The sequence below is a fragment of the Geobacter psychrophilus genome, assembly GCF_056821595.1.
This window is the reverse complement of the sequence record NZ_JBXDTU010000004.1, coordinates 621644-640189: the sequence shown is the minus strand read 5'-3', so window position 1 is coordinate 640189 and position 18546 is coordinate 621644. Positions and strand designations below refer to the sequence as shown.

At 55.8% G+C, this 18546-nt stretch carries 16 protein-coding genes; 11 read left to right on the top strand and 5 right to left on the bottom strand.

The window, feature by feature from the left end:
* Positions 1-132: 132 nt before the first annotated feature.
* The 11 genes from ACOCF6_RS05205 (at position 133) to ACOCF6_RS05155 (ending at position 12468) form a co-directional block, all read left to right on the top strand.
* Positions 133-783: a winged helix-turn-helix transcriptional regulator gene (locus ACOCF6_RS05205; protein ID WP_482459331.1), complete on the top strand. Its 651-nt coding sequence runs from the start codon at positions 133-135 to the stop codon at positions 781-783.
* Positions 784-845: 62 nt separating this feature from the next.
* Positions 846-2180, top strand: coding sequence for a lipopolysaccharide biosynthesis protein (locus tag ACOCF6_RS05200; RefSeq protein ID WP_482459330.1), 1335 nt, complete (start codon positions 846-848; stop codon positions 2178-2180).
* A gap of 7 nt (positions 2181-2187) precedes the next feature.
* Entirely contained in the window at positions 2188-2988 is an 801-nt protein-coding gene (locus tag ACOCF6_RS05195) for a DUF268 domain-containing protein (protein WP_482459329.1), read from the top strand.
* Between the two features lie 76 nt (positions 2989-3064).
* The gene (locus ACOCF6_RS05190) at positions 3065-3862 is read left to right on the top strand and encodes an FkbM family methyltransferase (protein WP_482459328.1); all 798 of its coding nucleotides are present in this window, start codon (positions 3065-3067) and stop codon (positions 3860-3862) included.
* Positions 3863-3943: 81 nt separating this feature from the next.
* Positions 3944-5140 (top strand): CgeB family protein, encoded by a 1197-nt coding sequence (locus tag ACOCF6_RS05185; RefSeq protein WP_482459327.1) that lies wholly within the window; start codon positions 3944-3946, stop codon positions 5138-5140.
* Positions 5140-6036 (top strand): glycosyltransferase family 2 protein, encoded by an 897-nt coding sequence (locus ACOCF6_RS05180; RefSeq protein ID WP_482463266.1) that lies wholly within the window; start codon positions 5140-5142, stop codon positions 6034-6036. The genes ACOCF6_RS05185 and ACOCF6_RS05180 overlap by 1 nt, the downstream gene beginning before the upstream one ends.
* A gap of 50 nt (positions 6037-6086) precedes the next feature.
* Entirely contained in the window at positions 6087-7178 is a 1092-nt protein-coding gene (locus tag ACOCF6_RS05175; protein ID WP_482459326.1) for a glycosyltransferase family 4 protein, read from the top strand.
* Positions 7175-8386 carry a glycosyltransferase family 4 protein gene (locus ACOCF6_RS05170; protein ID WP_482459325.1) on the top strand — a complete coding sequence of 404 codons (1212 nt, stop codon included), beginning with the start codon at positions 7175-7177 and terminating at the stop codon, positions 8384-8386. The genes ACOCF6_RS05175 and ACOCF6_RS05170 overlap by 4 nt, the downstream gene beginning before the upstream one ends.
* On the top strand, positions 8383-9294 hold the full coding sequence (locus ACOCF6_RS05165) for a class I SAM-dependent methyltransferase (protein ID WP_482459324.1): 912 nt from the start codon (positions 8383-8385) through the stop codon (positions 9292-9294). The genes ACOCF6_RS05170 and ACOCF6_RS05165 overlap by 4 nt, the downstream gene beginning before the upstream one ends.
* 11 nt (positions 9295-9305) lie before the next feature.
* Entirely contained in the window at positions 9306-11744 is a 2439-nt protein-coding gene (locus tag ACOCF6_RS05160) for a YfhO family protein (RefSeq protein WP_482459323.1), read from the top strand.
* A gap of 7 nt (positions 11745-11751) precedes the next feature.
* Positions 11752-12468, top strand: coding sequence for a tRNA1(Val) (adenine(37)-N6)-methyltransferase (locus ACOCF6_RS05155; RefSeq protein WP_482459322.1), 717 nt, complete (start codon positions 11752-11754; stop codon positions 12466-12468).
* A gap of 267 nt (positions 12469-12735) precedes the next feature.
* Here the strand turns inward: ACOCF6_RS05155 and ACOCF6_RS05150 are convergent, their stop codons facing one another.
* Genes ACOCF6_RS05150 through ACOCF6_RS05130 form a run of 5 tightly spaced genes read right to left on the bottom strand, consistent with a single transcriptional unit; the run spans position 12736 to position 18518 of the window.
* Entirely contained in the window at positions 12736-13368 is a 633-nt protein-coding gene (locus tag ACOCF6_RS05150; protein ID WP_482459321.1) for a MopE-related protein, read from the bottom strand.
* 21 nt (positions 13369-13389) lie between these two features.
* Entirely contained in the window at positions 13390-16512 is a 3123-nt protein-coding gene (locus tag ACOCF6_RS05145) for a choice-of-anchor D domain-containing protein (RefSeq protein WP_482459320.1), read from the bottom strand.
* Between the two features lie 19 nt (positions 16513-16531).
* Positions 16532-17062 carry a hypothetical protein gene (locus ACOCF6_RS05140; protein WP_482459319.1) on the bottom strand — a complete coding sequence of 177 codons (531 nt, stop codon included), beginning with the start codon at positions 17060-17062 and terminating at the stop codon, positions 16532-16534.
* A gap of 24 nt (positions 17063-17086) precedes the next feature.
* Positions 17087-18073 carry a WD40 repeat domain-containing protein gene (locus ACOCF6_RS05135; RefSeq protein ID WP_482459318.1) on the bottom strand — a complete coding sequence of 329 codons (987 nt, stop codon included), beginning with the start codon at positions 18071-18073 and terminating at the stop codon, positions 17087-17089.
* Positions 18074-18095: 22 nt separating this feature from the next.
* Positions 18096-18518: a response regulator gene (locus tag ACOCF6_RS05130; protein ID WP_482459317.1), complete on the bottom strand. Its 423-nt coding sequence runs from the start codon at positions 18516-18518 to the stop codon at positions 18096-18098.
* Positions 18519-18546 lie beyond the last annotated feature (28 nt).

The following is an 18546-nucleotide window of genomic DNA, read 5'->3' as shown; positions in this document are numbered from 1 at the left end:
TCTCTTAACCCGTTGGTCACTGCATGTCAAGAATATTGCGATGCCGAGGCATGTATCTGTACACGCTCCCATCAGGGTAATGGAGTCAGTTTTTACCTTGATTTGCATTGGGACTTGCGTTATGTTCAAATAATGAACAACATTAGTAATGGTGCACCTGATGAACTCAAGGCTTTTCAGCTGCTTTCCGAAGTGTCCGACGAGCAGCCTGTATCACAACGTGAACTGGCAAAACGCTTGGGGCTGGCCTTGGGGCTTGTAAATTCCTATCTGAAAAATTTTGTCACCAAGGGTTACATCCGCATCAAAAACTATCCTCAGAACCGTTATGCCTATCTTCTAACACCCACCGGCATGGCCGAAAAAGCACGCCTCGCCTACCAGCATGTGAACTATTTCACCAGTCTATATACGGTCACCCGTCAGGATTATCTGACTCTTTTCCGTACGCTTGCCGAACGAGGAGTTACGCAGGTTGCCTTCTGCGGGGTGGATGAGGTCGCTGAAATAGCCTGGTTGTCGCTGCAGGAATCCGGTCTTGAGCTGGCAGCGGTTATGGATGATGCCTGTCCCGGCAGCCGATTCATGGGCAGAGAGGTCCTGCCGGTGTCGCAGGCCTCTGTGGCTGGCCAGCCGTGGATTGTGATCACATCTCTCAAGCGGGCCGGCCAGATCAGATCGCGTTTACTTGGCCTGGGGGTCCAAAGTGACACGATTCGCTGTGCGGATCTGTCTGCAGAAGCGGATGCCGGAACGAACGTCGAAGGCGGCTGTACCGCATGAATGTTCCATATGTGATGTGTAAGGTTTGCTATCGGCACCCTGAGAGTGGAGTTAAATAGGCCGTGCGCCTTATCGCCTCGGCATATCGTCCTCTTCTGCAAAAGATCTGGAATCTTCGCGGCGAAACGGGCTGGGTACTGGCAGGGCAGGGGATCGCCTTTGTCGGGAGTTTTATCGGCATCAAGGTGCTGACAACAGTTCTTGGTCCAAACGGATATGGTGAACTGGCCCTGGGATTGACGGTTGCCGGTCTGTTCAACATGTACCTGTATGGCCCGCTGGCCAATGTGGTTGCCAGATTTTTCACCGTATATCGTGAACGGGGCCAGTTGGCGGTTTACTTCGGGGTATTGAAAAAATGTCACCTCCTCCTGGCGGTGTCACTTACCCTGTTGGCCGTGGTGGTTGGTCTGGTTCTCTGGCCCTGGCTGGGTCTGAAATGGGCCTTGATCGGTCTGACGGCCACCTTGTATTCTGTTGCGGCCGGTATCAATGTGTCGTACATCTCCTTGCAGAGTGCTATCCGCCAGCGCCGCGTGGTGGCACTGCATCAGGGAATCGATGTCTGGCTGCGAACCGGGTTGGCGATGCTATTGGTGTATCTGCTCGGATCCAGCGGTTGCTGTGCCCTGTTGGGATATGTGCTGGGGACGGTTCTGGTAACCTTTTCGCAGGCGCTCTATGCCCGTAAGAACGCCGAGATTGCCCGGTGGTGGCTACCGACAGCTTCTGACCCGGAGGGTAACCGGAAATGCCTGTCGGAGTTTACCGGATATGCCGCTTCGTTCGTTGGTTTTGCCGGTTTCGCAGCGATCAGCATGTATGCGGACCGCTGGGTGATCCAGGGGGTCTTCGGTGCTCGCGAAGTGGGGATTTACGCCGCCATCTACCAGATTGCCGCCGCCCCGATCAACCTGCTGTTTGCCATGATCAACCAGCTGATGGTGCCGATCATTTTCGAGCGGGCCGGAACCATGACCACTGCAGTCCAGATAGACGAGAGCGAAGGGTTGATCCGCAAGACCCTTCTTGTCTCCGTGCTGTTGTCATTGACAACCGTCGTGGGCGCAGTTCTGCTGGGGGAACCGATCGTGCGGCTTCTGACGTCTGCGCGCTATGCTGCCTACCATGAGCTGCTCTGGCTGACGGTGAGCGGTATTGCCATTTTCAATATCGGCCAGATCTTTGCGCTACGCGGCATCTCCCGCAACCAGCCCCGGATCTACCTTTGGCCCAAAGGGTTACAGGCCGCCTCGTTTCTGCCCCTGGCCTATTTTCTGGCCAGATGGCAGGGCCTGCCGGGGGTTGCCCTGGCGCTCTGTGTGTCGTCGCTTGTCTATTTGGTAGCTGTTGTCGTGACAAACAAGCGACTTATCTCGATCCAGACATCTCAGTGAAAGTGATATGATGATGAATCCGGTAGTAAAGAGATTTTTCGAGAAGATTCCGTTCGCACATTCGCTGTACCGGTCCGCGCGACTGGTCCCGGCAATGTTCTGGTATGTGAACGACCTGCTCCGCTTTTCCTGGCTGACACGGCAGGCTTCGCCACGCTTTGACCTGCCGCTATGGAGCCTGCAGCCGAGCCTAAGGGACCGGACCTCATCCACTGAATTCGATCGTCACTACATATATCACCCTGCCTGGGCGGCACGCGTCGTTGCGGAGATCAAGCCTGATCTGCATGTGGATATTTCGTCCTCACTGGTTTTCTGCAGCATGGTTTCCGCTTTTGTGCCGGTGTCATTTTTCGATTATCGCCCAGCTGACTTAAACCTGAGCAATCTGCAGTCTCAGTCGGCAAATCTGATGGCACTACCCTTTGCGGACTGTAGCATCCCATCCCTCTCCTGTATGCATGTTGTGGAACACGTCGGGCTGGGACGCTACGGTGATCCGCTGGATCCTGATGGCGACCTGAAGGCGGTTGCCGAGTTGAACAGGGTATTAGCGCCGGGCGGAAATATGCTGTTCGTTGTGCCAGTTGGTTGTCCAAGGGTCATGTTTAATACTCACAGGATATATGCCTATGAGCAGGTGATGGAGTTTTTTAGTGATCTATCGTTAGTGGAATTTGCACTTGTTCCGGATGATGGGACGCTTCTTAGTCATGCAGAGCCTGAGCTGGTCAAACAACAGGTGTATGGCTGCGGATGCTTCTGGTTCAGAAAACCGCCAAGCATTGGCTGCGTTTCTTCAAAGTGAGGATATGATAAATTCAAAAAATGATTTGTTTTCTACGTTGCTGAAATTAATGTAACCCAAAGTGTTAGGAGATTTGATGTCTACTCTATTGAAATTGTTATTCCAGGCAACTGGAAATAAGGCTTCACAGCAAGTTCTACAAAAAATTTCTAATTATGCTCAGTTTTTTATGGGAATAGGGTCGGGAACTCACGCTGAATTAAGTGGTGAAAAAGGCGTTTTTGACATGCTGTTAAAAAAAACTCAGCCACCGTACTGCATATTTGATGTCGGATCAAATACAGGTCAATATTTGCGTTTGATAATATCCAACGTTGGCAGTGACAATATAAATGTTCATTGTTTTGAGCCCGGTAAATCTACTTTTTCGGCTTTAATGAATAGCATTGCAACTAGTGCTGAGATCAAGCTGAATAACGTTGCATTAGGCAAGTTAGAGGGGGAAGGCAAACTTTATTACGACGAAAAAATGTCGGGCCTGGCTTCTTTAACTAAACGACGTTTAGATCACTTCGATATTGATTTTGTACAAAATGAAATTATTAACATCGATACAATTGATAATTATTGTTACAAAAACAATATCAATAGAATTAACTTGTTAAAGATAGATGTTGAAGGTCATGAACTGGATGTTTTAGCAGGCGCAAGTGATATGTTTAAGAAAAAGGCAATTGACATTATTACGTTTGAATTTGGCGGATGCAACATTGATACTGGTACTTTTTTTCAAGATTTTTACTATTTTTTCAAAAAAACAGGGATGAAAATATCAAGAATAACACCTTCCGGCTATCTCTTCCCTATCGATTCATATGTAGAAATATATGAGCAATTTAGAACTACAAATTTCGTAGCTACTAAAATAGATTGATTTTTGTATTTTCTCATTTATTTAGATTGCCCATGTCAGCGCGTATTTAACCATGAGTAATACGAATCAAGGAAAAATTGAATGCGTATTTTCTATGCCTCTGAAACCAGTCCCAACCCGGTCTTTTCCTCCAATCTCTGGCGGAACAATCTCTATCTGCCATTGGTCGACCTGGGGCACGACGTTGTGGAATTTGACTATGACCTGCGCGAGACCTTCCGCAACGTGGATCCCACCATTCCGAGCCAGCAGGAGTTTATCGCCCGCAACCGACCGCTGGTGACGGCCGAACTGCTGCGGCAGATCAGGGCGGCCCACGCAGTCAAGCCGATCGAGCTGTTTTTTAGCTATTTTTATGACGCCTGCGTCCTTCCTGAAGTCATCGATGAAATTCGAGCCATGGGGATCACCACGGTCAACTGGTACTGCAACGGCTCCTACCAGCTGCAGCTGGTGGCCGGGATAGCACCCCATTATGACTGGTGCCTGGTGCCGGAGAAATTCCGCTTGCCCGATTACCGGGCGCTGGGCGCCCAGCCGATTTACTGCCAGGAGGCCGCCAATCCCTTCATCTACCGGCCGGCCGATCTCCCTCTTGAGTTCGATGTCACCTTTGTCGGCCAGGCCTATGGTGAACGTCCCGGCTACATCCGTTATCTGCTGGACCAGGGGATCGATGTGCGGGTCTGGGGTTATGGCTGGGAGAAGCATTCCGCCGCAGTCAGCGACCGGGGTCGTGAAATATTGAGAATCGGCAGGAAATTGTTGTCCCGCGAAGGGTGGGAAATCGCCGGACGCAGGCTGCAGCGGCTGTTGAACGGCAAGGTGGTGGGGGTGATGCAGACCGTCTCCGGTACGACCCTGCCGTCGCAGATTATCGGCGGACTGCTCAGCGACGAAGAGATGATCCGGATGTACAGCCGCTCCAGGATCAATCTCGGTTTTTCTTCCTGCGGCGGTACCCACCAGACCGGGGAACGGGTCCTCCAGGTGCGGCTGCGCGATTTCGAGGTGCCCATGAGCGGCGGCTTTTATATGGTCGAGCAGATGGAGGAGCTGGAAGAGTTCTACAGGATCGGCGAGGAGATCGTCTGCTACACCGATCCGGCCGATATGGTCGATAAAATCCGCTACTATCTCAGCCATGACAGGGAACGGGAACGGATCCGGCGGGCCGGTTACGAGCGATGCCTGCGGGATCATACCTGGCAAAAGCGCCTCGGCACGGCTCTGCAGGATATGGGACTTGAATCTCGACCTGAAGGGATTGCGTCGTGATGGTACCAGCTCCGATCTTTTCGGTGGTCATTCCAACATTCAATCGGGCTGATGATCTCCGGCGGGCGTTGAAATCGCTGACTTACCAGAGTTTTCATGAATTTGAGGTGCTGATTTGCGATGATGGTTCGACTGATGGAACTGCGGCTGTGGTGGCTGATTTTGCTGGAAAGTTGCATCTCAGACATTTATGGGGACCTAATTCTGGAGGGCCGGCCAGACCACGCAATCAGGGTATTCAGGCTGCTGTTGGTGAATGGATCTGCTTCCTCGACGCAGACGATTGGTGGTATCCCGAAAAGCTGGCTTGTATCTTTACAATGACCTTGGAGTATGACGTTGTATACCATTCTTGCCATGTTTACTCACCCAGCGGTCGACATAAGCGGATTAAGAAGAGTCGACAGTTGAAATCACCAGCCTTTGTTGATTTGATGATTAAAGGTAATGCGCTGATCACTTCCAGTGTCTGCGTTCGAAGGGATCTTCTGAAACAGTGCGGCGGCTTTGACGAGATTCATGCTCTGGTGCCGGTTGAAGATTATGACCTTTGGCTGCGTTTGTCTGTCGTGACAGAGAAATTTTATTTTATTAGCGAGCCGTTGGGGGCCTATTGGGCAAACAGTGAGGGCATTTCGTGCTATTCAGATCGTTACATTGAGCAGGAACAGGCCCTGATTGATAGGTACAAGTCACGTCTCGATGCCGAAGACCGGCGTGAAGCTGAATGTGTATTGGCTTACAAAATCGGAATAGCCAGAAAGTATCTGCACGAGTATGCAGAATGCAGATGGTATTTCTTGCAGGCGATGCAGTCTCAGCAACTCAGGATCAAGCTGTATTCTCTGTTCTACTACCTGCTGGCACTGTTTCGTTGTCCCTATGTAATAGGCTGAGAAGCAAAAAAACATGGAATAGGTCGGAAGGATAATTAGTGAGTAGCTCTGTGCCAATACGGATTTTATTCCTGCTGCACGATTCCAGGCGCAGCGGTGTGCCGGCAGTTATGGCCAGTCTGATCCGTTCGCTTGATCGCAACAGGGTCCAGCCGACGGTGTTGTTTGCTTATGATGGGGTTTATGTCGATGATCTGCGGGCCGCCGGAATTTCTGTAGCAGTGGTGGGGCGGCGATATCCTTTTGTCTGGCGGCTCAACAGGTTTCTGCTTAATCTGCAGTTGATGCGGCTGATCTCGGTTGCTGACATTGTTCATGTGAATAGCGTCAAACTGGCATTTTCGGTGTTGGTAGCCAAACTGTTCGGTGCAAAGGTGGTATTTCATCTGCATGAGAAAATGGGCCGTTGTGGCTGGCTATTAAAAAAAGCCTTTGTTCTGGCGGATTGTGTGCTTTTCTGCGCAGAGAACTGTGCGGCGCATTATGCAGATTTGCCGGCCAGGCAGAGAAGGACCATTCTCAACGCTATTCGCCTTCCGACCGTGACTCTGCCGGAACCGGTACCCGCAGGTTTTAAAATAGTCATGCTCGGCAGCATCAACCGGAACAAGGGGCAGGACCTGCTGGTGGAGGCCTTCAGCCGGCTCGGGCGGAGTGATGTATCCCTTCATCTGTATGGCACGGTTGGCCTGTCGGCCCATGGTTTTGTTGCACGGCTGCAGCGTTCCGTTGCCGACCGTGGGATGCAGGGCCGGGTCTTTTTTCCCGGCCCGACCGCAGACGCCAACCGGGTGTTTCGCGAGGCAACCATCCTGGTGCACAGTTCGCTGAACGAATGCATGAGCATCTCGGTGCTGGAAGCGATGTCGTGCGGGGTGCCGGTGATTGCCAACCGGATTGTCGGGATGGATGAGATCATTAGCGACGGCCGAAACGGCTTTCTGGTGACACCCGGTGATGTTGAGCAACTGACGGCGCGAATCGGGCAACTGCTGGATGATCCGCAATTGCGGCAGCAGATCGGCAGCGCCGGAAAAAAACATGTGGAAGAGTATTTCGATATGCGGCAGAGGGCAGCGGAGTTCGCCGCCTTGTATGAGGAACTGGCAGCGACCGGACCCGGCGCAGGTTCACGGCCATGAAGATTGTTTTTCTGGCGCCCTTCGGTATCCGCCCCAAGGGGACTGTTATCGCCCGCATGCTGCCGCTGGCCGTGGAACTGCAGAACAGGGGGCATCGCATAATGATCATTGCCCCCCCCTACACCAACCCGGAGGATTCGGGCAGGAGCGAAACGGTACAGGGTGTGACGCTTCACAATATCACCCTGGGCCCGCGCAACAAGATACTGGCGGCACCTGTTCTGGCGTGGCGGCTGCTGCGGCGTGCCCTGGCCGAAAAGCCCGACCTGATCCATCTGTTCAAGCCCAAAGGCTATGGCGGACTGGCTGCGATGGCTTTGATTCTGCTGAAGAAAGCGGGGTTACGATTGCCGCCGTTGCTGCTGGACACGGATGACTGGGAGGGAGCCGGCGGGATGAATGAGCTTCATGGCTATTCTTCGCTGGAGAAGCGTTTTTACGCCTATCAGGAAAAATGGCTGATGCGGCGGTCAGCAGGTCTTACGGTGGCCAGTCGGGGGCTGGAGAGCATGGCCGGAGACATGGAGATTCCGGCAGATCGCATGCTGTATCTGCCCAACTGCGTACGTGAACAACCGCTCGGCAACGGCCTGGTCGTCCGCAGCCGCTTGGGAATTGACACAACGGTTCCTGTGGTGCTGCTGTATACCCGGTTTTTCGAATTTGACCAGATGAAGCTGGCTGCTGTATTCTCCGAAATCTGCCGCAGGGTGCCGCAGGTCCGCTTTCTGATAGTGGGACGTGGGCGCCACAACGAAGAGGCGCAGCTGCTGGCTGCCGCCCGGACGGGTGGTTTCAGTGACAACCTGATCCTGGCCGGCTGGGTGGAGCCTGGTGACCTGCCTGACTATCTGGCTGCCGCTGATGTGGCCATCTATCCCTTTGCGGATACGCTGGTCAACCGCTGTAAATGCCCGGCCAAAGCGACCGAGCTGCTGATGGCCGGATGTCCGTTGGTGGCTGACCGGGTGGGGCAGTTGGCTGAGTATGTTCAGGCAGGCACCTCCGGAATTCTCTGCGACCCGGATGAGTGGGGGGCGATGGCCGCGGAAACGGTGGCGCTTCTGCAGGATGCCGGGCGACGACGGGAGCTTGGCGCGGCCGGCCGGACGTATCTGCTCACACGCTTCGCCTGGCACACGTTTGCCGGAAAACTGGATGGATTTTACCGGGCGCACAGCGCCGTGAATGATGGAGAATCACGATGATGGATGTTGTTAGACAGATTGACGAGGGTCGCCTGGTGTGCCCGGTGACCTTCCAGCGTCTGGTGGTGGATGCGGGACAGCAGTGGCTGACAACCGTTGACGGTTCCCGCTCGTACCCGCTGCTGCATGGCCGGGTTCCGATCATGCAGCCTGATCCGGAGGCCTTTGCCGACTACCTGACGGCTTCGGACAAGATGAATGCAGAGTACAGCGCACAGCCGGAGCGCTTCTCTTTGGACGTCCTGTTGAACAGGGTCCAAAAGATGCTGATCCCCGATTATCGGAAACGCTCGTCGATTGCCGCCGTGGAGCGGATCTTCGGCCAGCAGCCGCCCGAGGCGCTCTGCCTGTCGATCGGAGGCGGTCCGGGGCGCAGTCATCCCATGCTGGTGAACCTGAATGTCGGCCCCTTTCCACATGTGGAGGTGGTGGCGGATGCCCACCAGCTGCCGTACGCCGACAACAGTGTCGATTCCATCTTTTGTGAAGCGGTCCTGGAACACCTCAGCAATCCCTTCAAAGCGGTGCAGGAGATGGCGCGGGTCCTGCGGCCCGGAGGCGAGGCCTTTGTGGCCACCCCGTTTCTGCAGGCCTATCATGGCTACCCCCACCACTACCATAACTTTACCCTGACCGGCCACCAGCACCTCTTCAGCACGAACGGCTTCGAGATCAGCGAATCAGGGGTGTGTGTCGGGCCGATCTATACGATCTTCAACCTGACCTCCAAATTCCTGCGTTACCTGCTGCCGACCATCATTGCCCTGCCGCTGTTGGCGGTCTGGAACCTGATCAGCCTCCTGGTGAGGCCGCTGGATTTGCTGCTGAATGAACATCCCAACGCACATAAGCTGGCATCGGAGACCTATCTGGTGGCCAGAAAACCGCTGCAGTTGCATCTCGAGTAACGGGGACGTGTATGACTGAACGAAGAAAAACGGGTGCTGTAATCGCTCTGCTGGTGCTGATCCTGCTGGCCATGTTTTCGCGGATTCTGTTCACGGACCGGATCATCCGGGCGCCGGACATAATCAATGAATTCTACTGGTGGGTTGACAGTCTGCACCGAGGCGGTTTTGCGGAATTTATCAGCTCGCTCCAGCTGGCACCCGGTTGGGATATCTACATCAACAGCGGTATCACTGATGAGGGGGGCGGCGTCGCCGGTCAGCTGCTGCATCTGTATCGCCCGCTGCTGTTCATGCTGCTGCCGGCCCCTGCCAGCGTGGCCTGGTTTATTGTGCTGCATCTTCTGTTCGGCGCTGCCGGCGTGTATTCCGGCTGTCGCCTGATCGGCACAAGCCGTACGGCGGCGTTGTTTGCCGCATTGGTCTTTGTGCTGGCGCCTGAAACAGCCTCCCTGATCAACGCCGGCCACGTGATTAAGATAGCAACGATCTGTTTTGCGCCCTGGGTGTTCTATGCCATCGAAAAGGGCTTTCAGACCCGCCGTCTGATCTGGTTCATGGCCACCAGCGTTATCCTGACCTTCCAGTTTTGCGGAGGACACTGGCAGATCGCCTATTACACCTGCCTGGCCCTCGCTGTGTACGGTATCGGCAGGACGGCCGGTATTGCCTTCTCCGAGCGCGCGGAAGGTCTGCCTTCCTCCCTGCCGCGTCTGCTGCTGTGCAACCTGGTCGTGCTGCTCTTTTTTCTGTCAACCGTGGCCATGTCACTGGCCCCCTTGGCAAACTGGTCGACCCATTCCAACCGCGGTGTCAAGAGCGGTGCCAACCAGGGCAAGGGGGGGCTTGCCCGCGAAGAGGCCATGTCCTGGTCGCTGCCGCCCGAAGAGCTGGGGGCACTGGTGATCCCCGGCTTCTTCGGCCTTTCCCGGCAGGAGGGGGGTGAAAATCCCACCAATGTCCCAGCCTATTACTGGGGCAGGATGGTATTTACCCAGACCGCCAGCTACATGGGACTGCTCCCCTGGCTGCTGCTGCCGCTGGCGCTGATTTTCCGCCGGGACCGCTACACATGGCTGGCGTTAGCAGCGATTGTCGGTGGCTTGCTGTTTTCAATGGGCAAGTACACGCCCTTCTATAATCTTCTGTACGATTATTTCCCCGGCATAAACCGTTTCAGGGTGCCGAAGATGATCATGTTCATACCGCTCCTGGGGTTGGGGGTGCTGGCAGCGCGGGGCATGGACCTGCTGGCGGATGAAGTCGTGCGAGCTACAACGGCCTTCCGGCGCTATCTTGTCGGCATACTGGCGCTGCCGCTGTTCCTGCTTGTGATGCTCTGTACTGAGCTGCTTGGACAACGGGGCTGGATGGAGCTGTTGTCGCCACTTATCTTTGAACCTAATCGTTTCGAGCAGGGTCCCCAGCTGATCACCCAGCGCTGGATTAACCTGGTAACCGAAACAGGAACAGCAGCCGCCCTGGCAGCCGGCTGTGCCGTGGTGCTGGTCGCGATCGGACGGCGCTGGATTCCGGTCAAATTTGCGCTCTGTGCCCTGCTGATACTGTTTCTGGTCGATGTCGGGCGAATCAATGACAAGTTCCTTTTCACGATCAAGCTTCCGGAACATTTACGCGGAGTAAAGCCACCGGTGGTGGAGTTTGTCTCCAAAGCCGGAGATCAATTCCGCGTGCTTCCGATGAATGGTACCGATCCCATGCTTTTTTCCGTCAACAAGGTTCCGGCCTTGTTTACCTCGAACCCGGTTCAACAGCGCCGTTGGCAGGAATTTCTTGATAATTTCGGCTTGAATTCATCCATGACAGACATGCTTAATGTTAAATACCTGGTGTTTTCCTCGGAGCAGTACCTCAAGGATCAAGGCCAGTTGGATAAAAAATACCAGCCGGTATTCCAGTCGCCTGATGGGCGGGATGTTGTCCTGGAAAACAGGTCGGTCCTGCCCAAGGCGTGGCTGGTGCCATCAGTTGTCGTACTTGATGACAGGTTCCCTGCACCCCAGGTGCTTCAATCGCCGGGTTTTAATCCAAGGCAGACTGCGCTGGTTGAATCTGCTCCTCCGATTCAGCTCGCTGCAGCAGGAAATGTCCCCACAGGATTCAGCGGCAATGTTATCGTCAATACATATAAAGGGAACGCAATTTCTCTTGTCGCATCAACCAGCATCAACAGCCTGCTGGTGCTGGGTGAAAAATATTATCAGGGATGGAAAGCGTTTGTGGATGGGAAGCAGACCGAAATCTATCCGGTCAATCATGTCCTGAGGGGTATCTATCTGACCCCCGGAAAACACACGGTTGAGTTTCTGTTTGATCCGCTCCCGTTCAAGATCGGCAAATTTCTGACACTGAATTCCTTTGCACTGTTTGCCGGCATGTTGGTGCGTGAATGGTTGACCCACAGAAAAAAACAGGTGCGTGAAGGGTGATTGCGCGTTGGTCACGCTAGAACATCTCAGGCAGTTTGACATTCAGCTGTTTCAGCCGCGGCTGGGCTACCGGTATTCGCTGGACGCCCTTCTTCTGGCACGCTTTTGCCCGGAATTGAAACCGGTGAGCAGTATTGTTGATCTGGGAGCAGGCAGCGGAATCATTTCGCTGCTGCTGGCCCGGCTCAATCCGGCGGCTGAGCTGGTGGCGGTTGAGAACAACCCCGGGATGGCAACGCTAGTTGAGCGGAATATCCGGCATAATGAACTAGCCGGGAGGGTCACCGTACATGCTGAAGATGTAATCCATCTCCGCAAGAGATATCATGTATCAAGCTTTGACATGGTTGTCTCCAACCCCCCTTTCCGCTCCCCCGGCAGCGGTAAAACCAGTCCCCACGCCGGTCGTGATGCGGCTCGCCATGAAACCACCGCCGGATTGGCGGATTTTCTGGCGGCAGCCAAGTATCTGGTAAAGCCGGGCGGCCGGATCTGTTTCATCTACCACCCCTCACGTCTGGCCGAATTTATTGCCACCGCGGCAGGATTGAAGCTAGCCCTGCTCCGGTTGCGCATGGTACACGGCAGCGTGGGAGCAGAGGCCAAGATGTTCCTGGTTGAGTTGGCCAAGTCGAGCCGTGGCGGTCTGACGGTGGAGCCGCCGTTGATTGTGTATGATGATACTGGTGAATACTCCGCAGAAGCGGCGCATATCCTTCGTTGATCTCTCTCTTTTCCGATCCCCAAAAAAACGCCGCAGCGCCAGATCAGTCGTGAGGGTACGCGTATCAGCGGGACGCGCTCTCAATCGCTTGATGTTCCTGATATGGCTGCTGCGGTACCCGACCAATCAGGTCAGAAGTGAACCACATTTACACACTAAGAACGAGCTGCCAGATATTCTGTATCCTGTTTGCCCGCTTTTTTGCGGGGCATCAATAAGCAGCCTGTCCCTTTATCCACGCCTTTTCAGCAATCCATCCACGCTTCTCTATTTACACCTTTGGGTTCTTATTATGGTCGAGGAGGGAAGACAAGTAGGGTGCCCATTAAGCCCAGCCCAATCCCTCCCCTCAATCCAATTACTACTCTCACTTTTAGGGGGATATATGTTATAAGTGGCGGAAACCCCACAGTTCGGGGCTGTCGCCCAGGCCCCTTCCACATTCCTAGGGATCATGGAGCCACCAGGATAGTATTCCCTAACTTCACACCAACACTCCCAGGAACTACAACTAAAAAATACTTGGTCTGCGGCGATATCCTCCTCTTTTGTGACCTGGCCATCACAATTCCAGTCCCAGTTAGCGGGGGAACTTCCCGGAATAGGTGTGTACATATAAGCTGCACCGTGATTTATATCGGCATTCGAGTCATTACAATCCGGTCCATTAACCCCTATATCATCCGGGGAGACGTAGCCTTCCGGAGGTGCGCAGGCGCAAACACTAGTGTCGGGGTCGTAATACTTATCTCCGTCCCGATCCCGGTAAAACACCATGCAACCCGGGCTGTTGTTTGGCACGGCATCGTCCACTATACCGTTACAGTCGTCATCTTTCTGATTGCAGCTGCTCTCCGCGACGATAAAGGTGAACGTGATAGTTTTTATGGATAATCGCATAACAAAACCCTCCGTAAATGCTCAAGGTTGCCTGACAATCAGTCGCTCCGCCACCATGGCTCCCTGGCTGATGGACAGTGGCCCCTTTATGACGGAGAACCCGCTGTTTCCTGAATACCCCTGATTATAGCCACCCTTGACGATCACATTTTTATGCATCCCGCAGGCAAGGCCTCCGGAATAATCCACCCCCCATACCTGGATGCGGTTGCCGTCCAGCGCCTCGTCATAGGCGGTCTGCAGGGAGCTGTAATAGATGTCCCGGTCCGGGTTGTAGATCCTGTGGGCCGCGTCGAAGTCGAAGGTGGCGGTTACCGTGTAATCACCGGCCATGCTGAACTGGCAGTCCCCGCTGCCGCTGCAGACGGCGCCGTCCCAGCCGGTGAAGAGCGAAAACTCATCGGGTATGCCCTGCAGAAGCACCGTGGAGAGGCTGAGCACCGGAAACTGCTGGTTGGTATTGAACAGTGCATTGACATTGGTGGTTTTGGCCAGGAAAGAGCCGGTGCCGGTACCGAGAGGGTTGAGCTGAATGGTCAGGATGTGATCGCCGATAAAGCCCGCGGTCACGGTGCGATTCTGGTTCATGGTCACTGAGCAGGCGCCGGTGCCGCTGCACCCCTCGCCTGACCAGCCGGTGAACTGGAACCCGGCAAAGGGGGCGGCATTCAGGTCGATGGTCTGGACATCTCCGAGCAGGTAGGTGCAGGTGGTGCCGCAGTCGATATTGGGGCCACCCTCGACCACGGTGTCGGTCACCCTTCCACCGGACGGATCAAGGTTGATCACAGTCAAAAGATAGCCGCCGATGCCGTTCAGGGCGATTTTGGTCGGTGAGAGCGGATCGCTTGAGGCAACATTCAGGGTCGCGGAGCGCATCCCGATCCCCTTGGGGGTAAAGGTGAGTTCAAGAGTGCAAGTGGCCTGAGGGGTCAGTGTGGCTGGGCAGTTGTTGGCTGTCAGGGAAAACTCATCGGGATGGGTGCCGGTGATGGATACCGCGCCCATCTGGAGGTCGCCAGTGGTGGTGTTGCCGTTTTTCAGGGTCAGGGGCCGCGGGGAGGAGGGCTGTTGAACCATGTAAAGCCCGAACGAGATCATGGTTGTCGCCTGGAGGACCGGCAGGGCGCAGGTGGCAGTATAGCGCATGGTGAAGCTGGGCCTGTTCGGATCGTTGGACGCCACGGCGATATCCACATAATGATCGCCGGTCGCATAGTTTGGGTAGTAGGTAACGGATGCCGTGCAGTAATCGCCGGCCGCTATTGTCTTGGGAAAACCATTGCATGGCCGGGAGCCGCCGCCGGGACTGACGGTAAAATAGGCGCTGTAACCGCTTTTGGCGAATGTTGTCATGTTCAGCGGCTGGTTGCCGTTGTTGGCGATGGTCACGATCTGCGTGGTCGTTGAATAGAGCTTGAAGGTGCCCATGTTGTACCACTGTGACGATGGCGTGGACAGCGCCATCGGCGTCACCGACAGGGCCGGACCGGCACCGCTGCAGAGGGTGCCGCTGCTGCCCAGCACGAGGATATCTTCGACCTTGACCATGTCGCCGATGACATAGCCATCGGGGGTGTCAAGCGTATTGCCGGGCTTATCGTTGATGACGACCGCTTCCGGCGCCGGAACGTTTGCTAAAGCGGTTGCCACGACCGGCGTGCCCGGCAGGGACCTGCTGAAGCCGAGGCCGCAGCCGTAGACTGCGCCGTAGCTGTCGGTCTTCAGCACCAGGACGTCGCCCGAGGTGGTATATCTGCCGGTCATGATGTAGCCGCCGTCGGCGGTGGGCTGGACTGAACGGGCCTCATCGTTGGTGCTGCTGCCGTAGCTGCGTTGCCAGGCGATGGAGCCGTCGGCGTTCAGTTTCATCAACCAGGCATCATTGCCGGTGGCGGCATCGGTGGTATAACCGGCCACGATATAGCCGCCATCGCCGGTCTGCTGGATCGACCGGGCCGCACCGCTGCCGTAGATGTTTTGCCAGAGAATGGTGCCCGTGCTGTCCAGTCTGGCCACCCAGGCACCGATGGCCGGCATTCCCATGGAACCGGCCACCACAAAGCCACCGTCGGCGGTCTGCAGGATGTCACTGGCTCTGTCATCGCCGCAGTTGCCGTACGTCTTCTGCCAGACGATGCTCCCCGCGTTGTCCAGCTTCAGAACCCAGGCGTCAGATCCTCCAGCGCCAAAGGATGTGGTCTCGCCTGCCACGACATAGCCGCTGTCTGTGGTGACGCGCACGGCGTTGGCGGTGTCGCTGCCGCTGCCGCCGATGGCCTTCTGCCAGCGCAGTTCCTCCCTTAAATGGGGAGGATCGAAGGTCATCTCGCCAATCCAGAGGTGCGGATTGTAGTTGCCCGATTCGGGATACTGCACAGAACCGGCCAGAATCACGCCATTGTTCTGGTTCAGGTCCAGGCTGTTGACCGTGCCGCCGTAACCGATTGCGTCCGGATTCCAGACGGTTCTGGTGGCCAGATACTTGGCGTCCAGCAGGGTGCCGTCAGAAGAGATTCGGAGAAACTCCGGGGCATAGGCGTCGTTGTAGGAGAGCGTTCTCCCTCCCACGATAAAATTGCCACTGGCGTCCTCCCGGATGGTAGTGGCCTCGGATGAGGCGGTCCCCTCGTAGTATTTTTTCCAGACTACGGTGCCGTCACTATCCAGTTTCATGACCCCGAAATGTCCGGGTGGGAGAAACTGGGCATTGAGATTGCCCGCCAGGACATAGCCGCTGTCCCTGGTTTGCAGGATGGCATTGCCGGCGTCCAGGTTCATGTTGAAGCTCTTGACCCAGTTCTTGATGGTCAGCGGAGTGATGCTGAAGGTGGCCGTCACGGCCGTGTCGGCGTTTACCGGTACTTTGCAGGTCAGGGCCTGGCTGACGCAGCCGCCGCTCCAGCCGGTGAAGTAGGAGCCGGGGTCCGGTATGGCGGTCAGGGTTACATTGGCGATTCCGGGGTAGGATTCGCTGCAGTCGCTGCCGCAATCGATCCCTGCGGTCTGGCTGCGCACCGTGCCGGTGCCGTCTCCTGTCTTGGTGATGGTCAGCAGGTTGGCGGCATGGGCGGCGCCGGACAGGCCGGTCAGCAGCCAAAGCACCAGCAGGAATAGAGTTGCCACGTGTCGTGTTGTCTTCATGTACGCCCCCTTGTGTCTGCTACTGTAGTTTTACCGCGCCGCTGCGGATCATGCCGAAGACCTTCCCCAGGGTCTTGGCCTCATCGGACCCCATCCCTTCCAGCCGCACGAAACGATCCTTCTCTTTCCGGTACATCTGGGCGCCGGCCGGTTCATCCGGCGGCTGCACGATCAGCATGTGCGTGCTCCCGTGGACGAGCTCCGCCTGGATCACGGTTCTGGTGGTGAAATATTCCTCCATGGTCTTCCTGAACTCCGCTTCACCGAGCCGCTCCCGGTAGCCCGTCCACATCTCCCTGGTTTTTGCCGGATCGCTGGTGAGCTGGCTGGCCGTCTCGATGTCACCCGCGGCCAGCAGGGAGTGGTAGAGCAGCGAACAGCCGACGGCGCTCTGACGGTCCCCCGCCTGTCTGTCCCTGACCGTGATCTCGCGATTCAAGGCGGTGGCTTGCAGCCGGACCTGCGTGCCGTTGATGGTGACGGCCAGCTCCGTGGCATGGGCCAGCGTGGTGGCCAGCAGCATGGCGAGACAGAAGATGAGTGGTTTCATGGAGAATCTCCCTTTGGAGGTATATTAATTAACCGGTACAAAATCCCACACCCGCACATTGCCCTGGAAGTGGCCGGTCACGATCCGTTTACCATCCGGGCTGAAGGCCAGGGCCGTGACCTTGTTGCCGGTGTCGAGCCGGTCGCCGATGACCGCGCCGCTGGCGCTGTCCAGCAGGAACAGCCCCTTGTCCTGGGTGGCGGAGACGATCTGTGTGCCGTCGGGACTGAAGGCCATGGCCTCGATCAGGGAGGTGTGCCCTGGCACCGGTGCGCCCAGCGCTTTACCGGTTTTCGCGTCATGGAAGCGGAGCAGGCCGTTCACATCCCCCAGGGCCAGCCGCTTGCCGTCCGGGCTGAAGGCGATGGCGGTTACATTGGCGATGGTGTTGCCCTCGATGGCGATCCCCTTGTAGGCTTGAATCGGGCCGAGCAGGGACTTGCCGGATGCGGCGTCCACAATCTGGAACGTGCCATCGCCGTAGCCGAGCGCCACCCGTTTGCAGTCAGCGCTAACCGCGAATGACTCGACCTCTTTCTTGAACGTCATCAGTTTGGTCTTCTTAAGGGTGGCAATGTCGGTTGCCGCAAGCTCACCGGCGGCCGTCATCTGTTTCTTGCCTTTCACGGTGGTAAGCGAGGTTGCCCAGGAAACCAGAAAGGCCCGCCTGGCGTCCGGGCTGATCATGGCCTTGTCCGTCATGCCGCGAAAACCCTCGACGGGCGGGGCCGCCTGCTTGAGTGAGAGGTCGAAGTAATGCAGGGTCTTGTCGGTGTCGGCGATCACCTGTTTACCGTCGGGCGAGATGGCCACGGCGTTGATCCAGCCGCCGAATCTGTTGAGCTCCAGCGGTTCTCCCTTGGGCGTGATCCAGCTGACGGAGGTCAACTCCCTGTCGGTGATCGGCTCCGCGGCCATTGCCGCTGTTGCCGATACTCCGGCCATCATCACCGCACCGCATACTGCCGTTTTCATCAGAGTTACCGCTTTATGAAACCATTTTTTGTTCATGACCTGCTCCTTTCACGTTTGTTCAAGCTGATTGTATGAGAAGGGTTTCTCCGTTTACAGCGGAGGCCATTCCCACCGCTTTGATTTCATGCAGGATGTTCTTGAACACATGGGGATTGAACGGCTTGTAAATGCATAGCCGGCAGACGCCCTCATCAACGGCGGTTTCATGCAGATTGAGATCGATCCTGCCGGTGGTCAGAACGCAGAACGTCTCCTGATATGCGGATTTCAGGGCACGCAGAAAATCTACGCCATTCATGCCGGGCATCTGGTAGTCGGTGATCACCAGGTCGAACGGACCATGCTCGGCATAGGCCGTCAACCCCTCTTCACCGGAACCGGCGATATGAACGTCGCAGTCGGGGGACTGAAGGAATTTCTGCATGATCATTACCAGGAATGAATCATCGTCCACGTACAATACTCGTGATAGGGATGCCATGAGATGCCTCGCACTTCCGTTGCGGCCA

What these genes read in the sequence shown, in the direction of transcription:
- ACOCF6_RS05195 (WP_482459329.1), top strand. Translation starts at nt 2,188, where the DNA reads ATGATGATGAATCCGGTAGTAAAGAGATTTTTCGAGAAGATTCCGTTC.
- ACOCF6_RS05185 (WP_482459327.1), top strand. Translation starts at nt 3,944, where the DNA reads ATGCGTATTTTCTATGCCTCTGAAACCAGTCCCAACCCGGTCTTTTCC.
- ACOCF6_RS05145 (WP_482459320.1), bottom strand. Translation starts at nt 16,512, where the DNA reads ATGAAGACAACACGACACGTGGCAACTCTATTCCTGCTGGTGCTTTGG.
- ACOCF6_RS05190 (WP_482459328.1), top strand. Translation starts at nt 3,065, where the DNA reads ATGTCTACTCTATTGAAATTGTTATTCCAGGCAACTGGAAATAAGGCT.
- ACOCF6_RS05140 (WP_482459319.1), bottom strand. Translation starts at nt 17,062, where the DNA reads ATGAAACCACTCATCTTCTGTCTCGCCATGCTGCTGGCCACCACGCTG.
- ACOCF6_RS05165 (WP_482459324.1), top strand. Translation starts at nt 8,383, where the DNA reads ATGATGGATGTTGTTAGACAGATTGACGAGGGTCGCCTGGTGTGCCCG.
- ACOCF6_RS05150 (WP_482459321.1), bottom strand. Translation starts at nt 13,368, where the DNA reads ATGCGATTATCCATAAAAACTATCACGTTCACCTTTATCGTCGCGGAG.
- ACOCF6_RS05135 (WP_482459318.1), bottom strand. Translation starts at nt 18,073, where the DNA reads ATGAACAAAAAATGGTTTCATAAAGCGGTAACTCTGATGAAAACGGCA.
- ACOCF6_RS05205 (WP_482459331.1), top strand. Translation starts at nt 133, where the DNA reads ATGAACAACATTAGTAATGGTGCACCTGATGAACTCAAGGCTTTTCAG.
- ACOCF6_RS05160 (WP_482459323.1), top strand. Translation starts at nt 9,306, where the DNA reads ATGACTGAACGAAGAAAAACGGGTGCTGTAATCGCTCTGCTGGTGCTG.
- ACOCF6_RS05170 (WP_482459325.1), top strand. Translation starts at nt 7,175, where the DNA reads ATGAAGATTGTTTTTCTGGCGCCCTTCGGTATCCGCCCCAAGGGGACT.
- ACOCF6_RS05180 (WP_482463266.1), top strand. Translation starts at nt 5,140, where the DNA reads ATGGTACCAGCTCCGATCTTTTCGGTGGTCATTCCAACATTCAATCGG.
- ACOCF6_RS05130 (WP_482459317.1), bottom strand. Translation starts at nt 18,518, where the DNA reads ATGGCATCCCTATCACGAGTATTGTACGTGGACGATGATTCATTCCTG.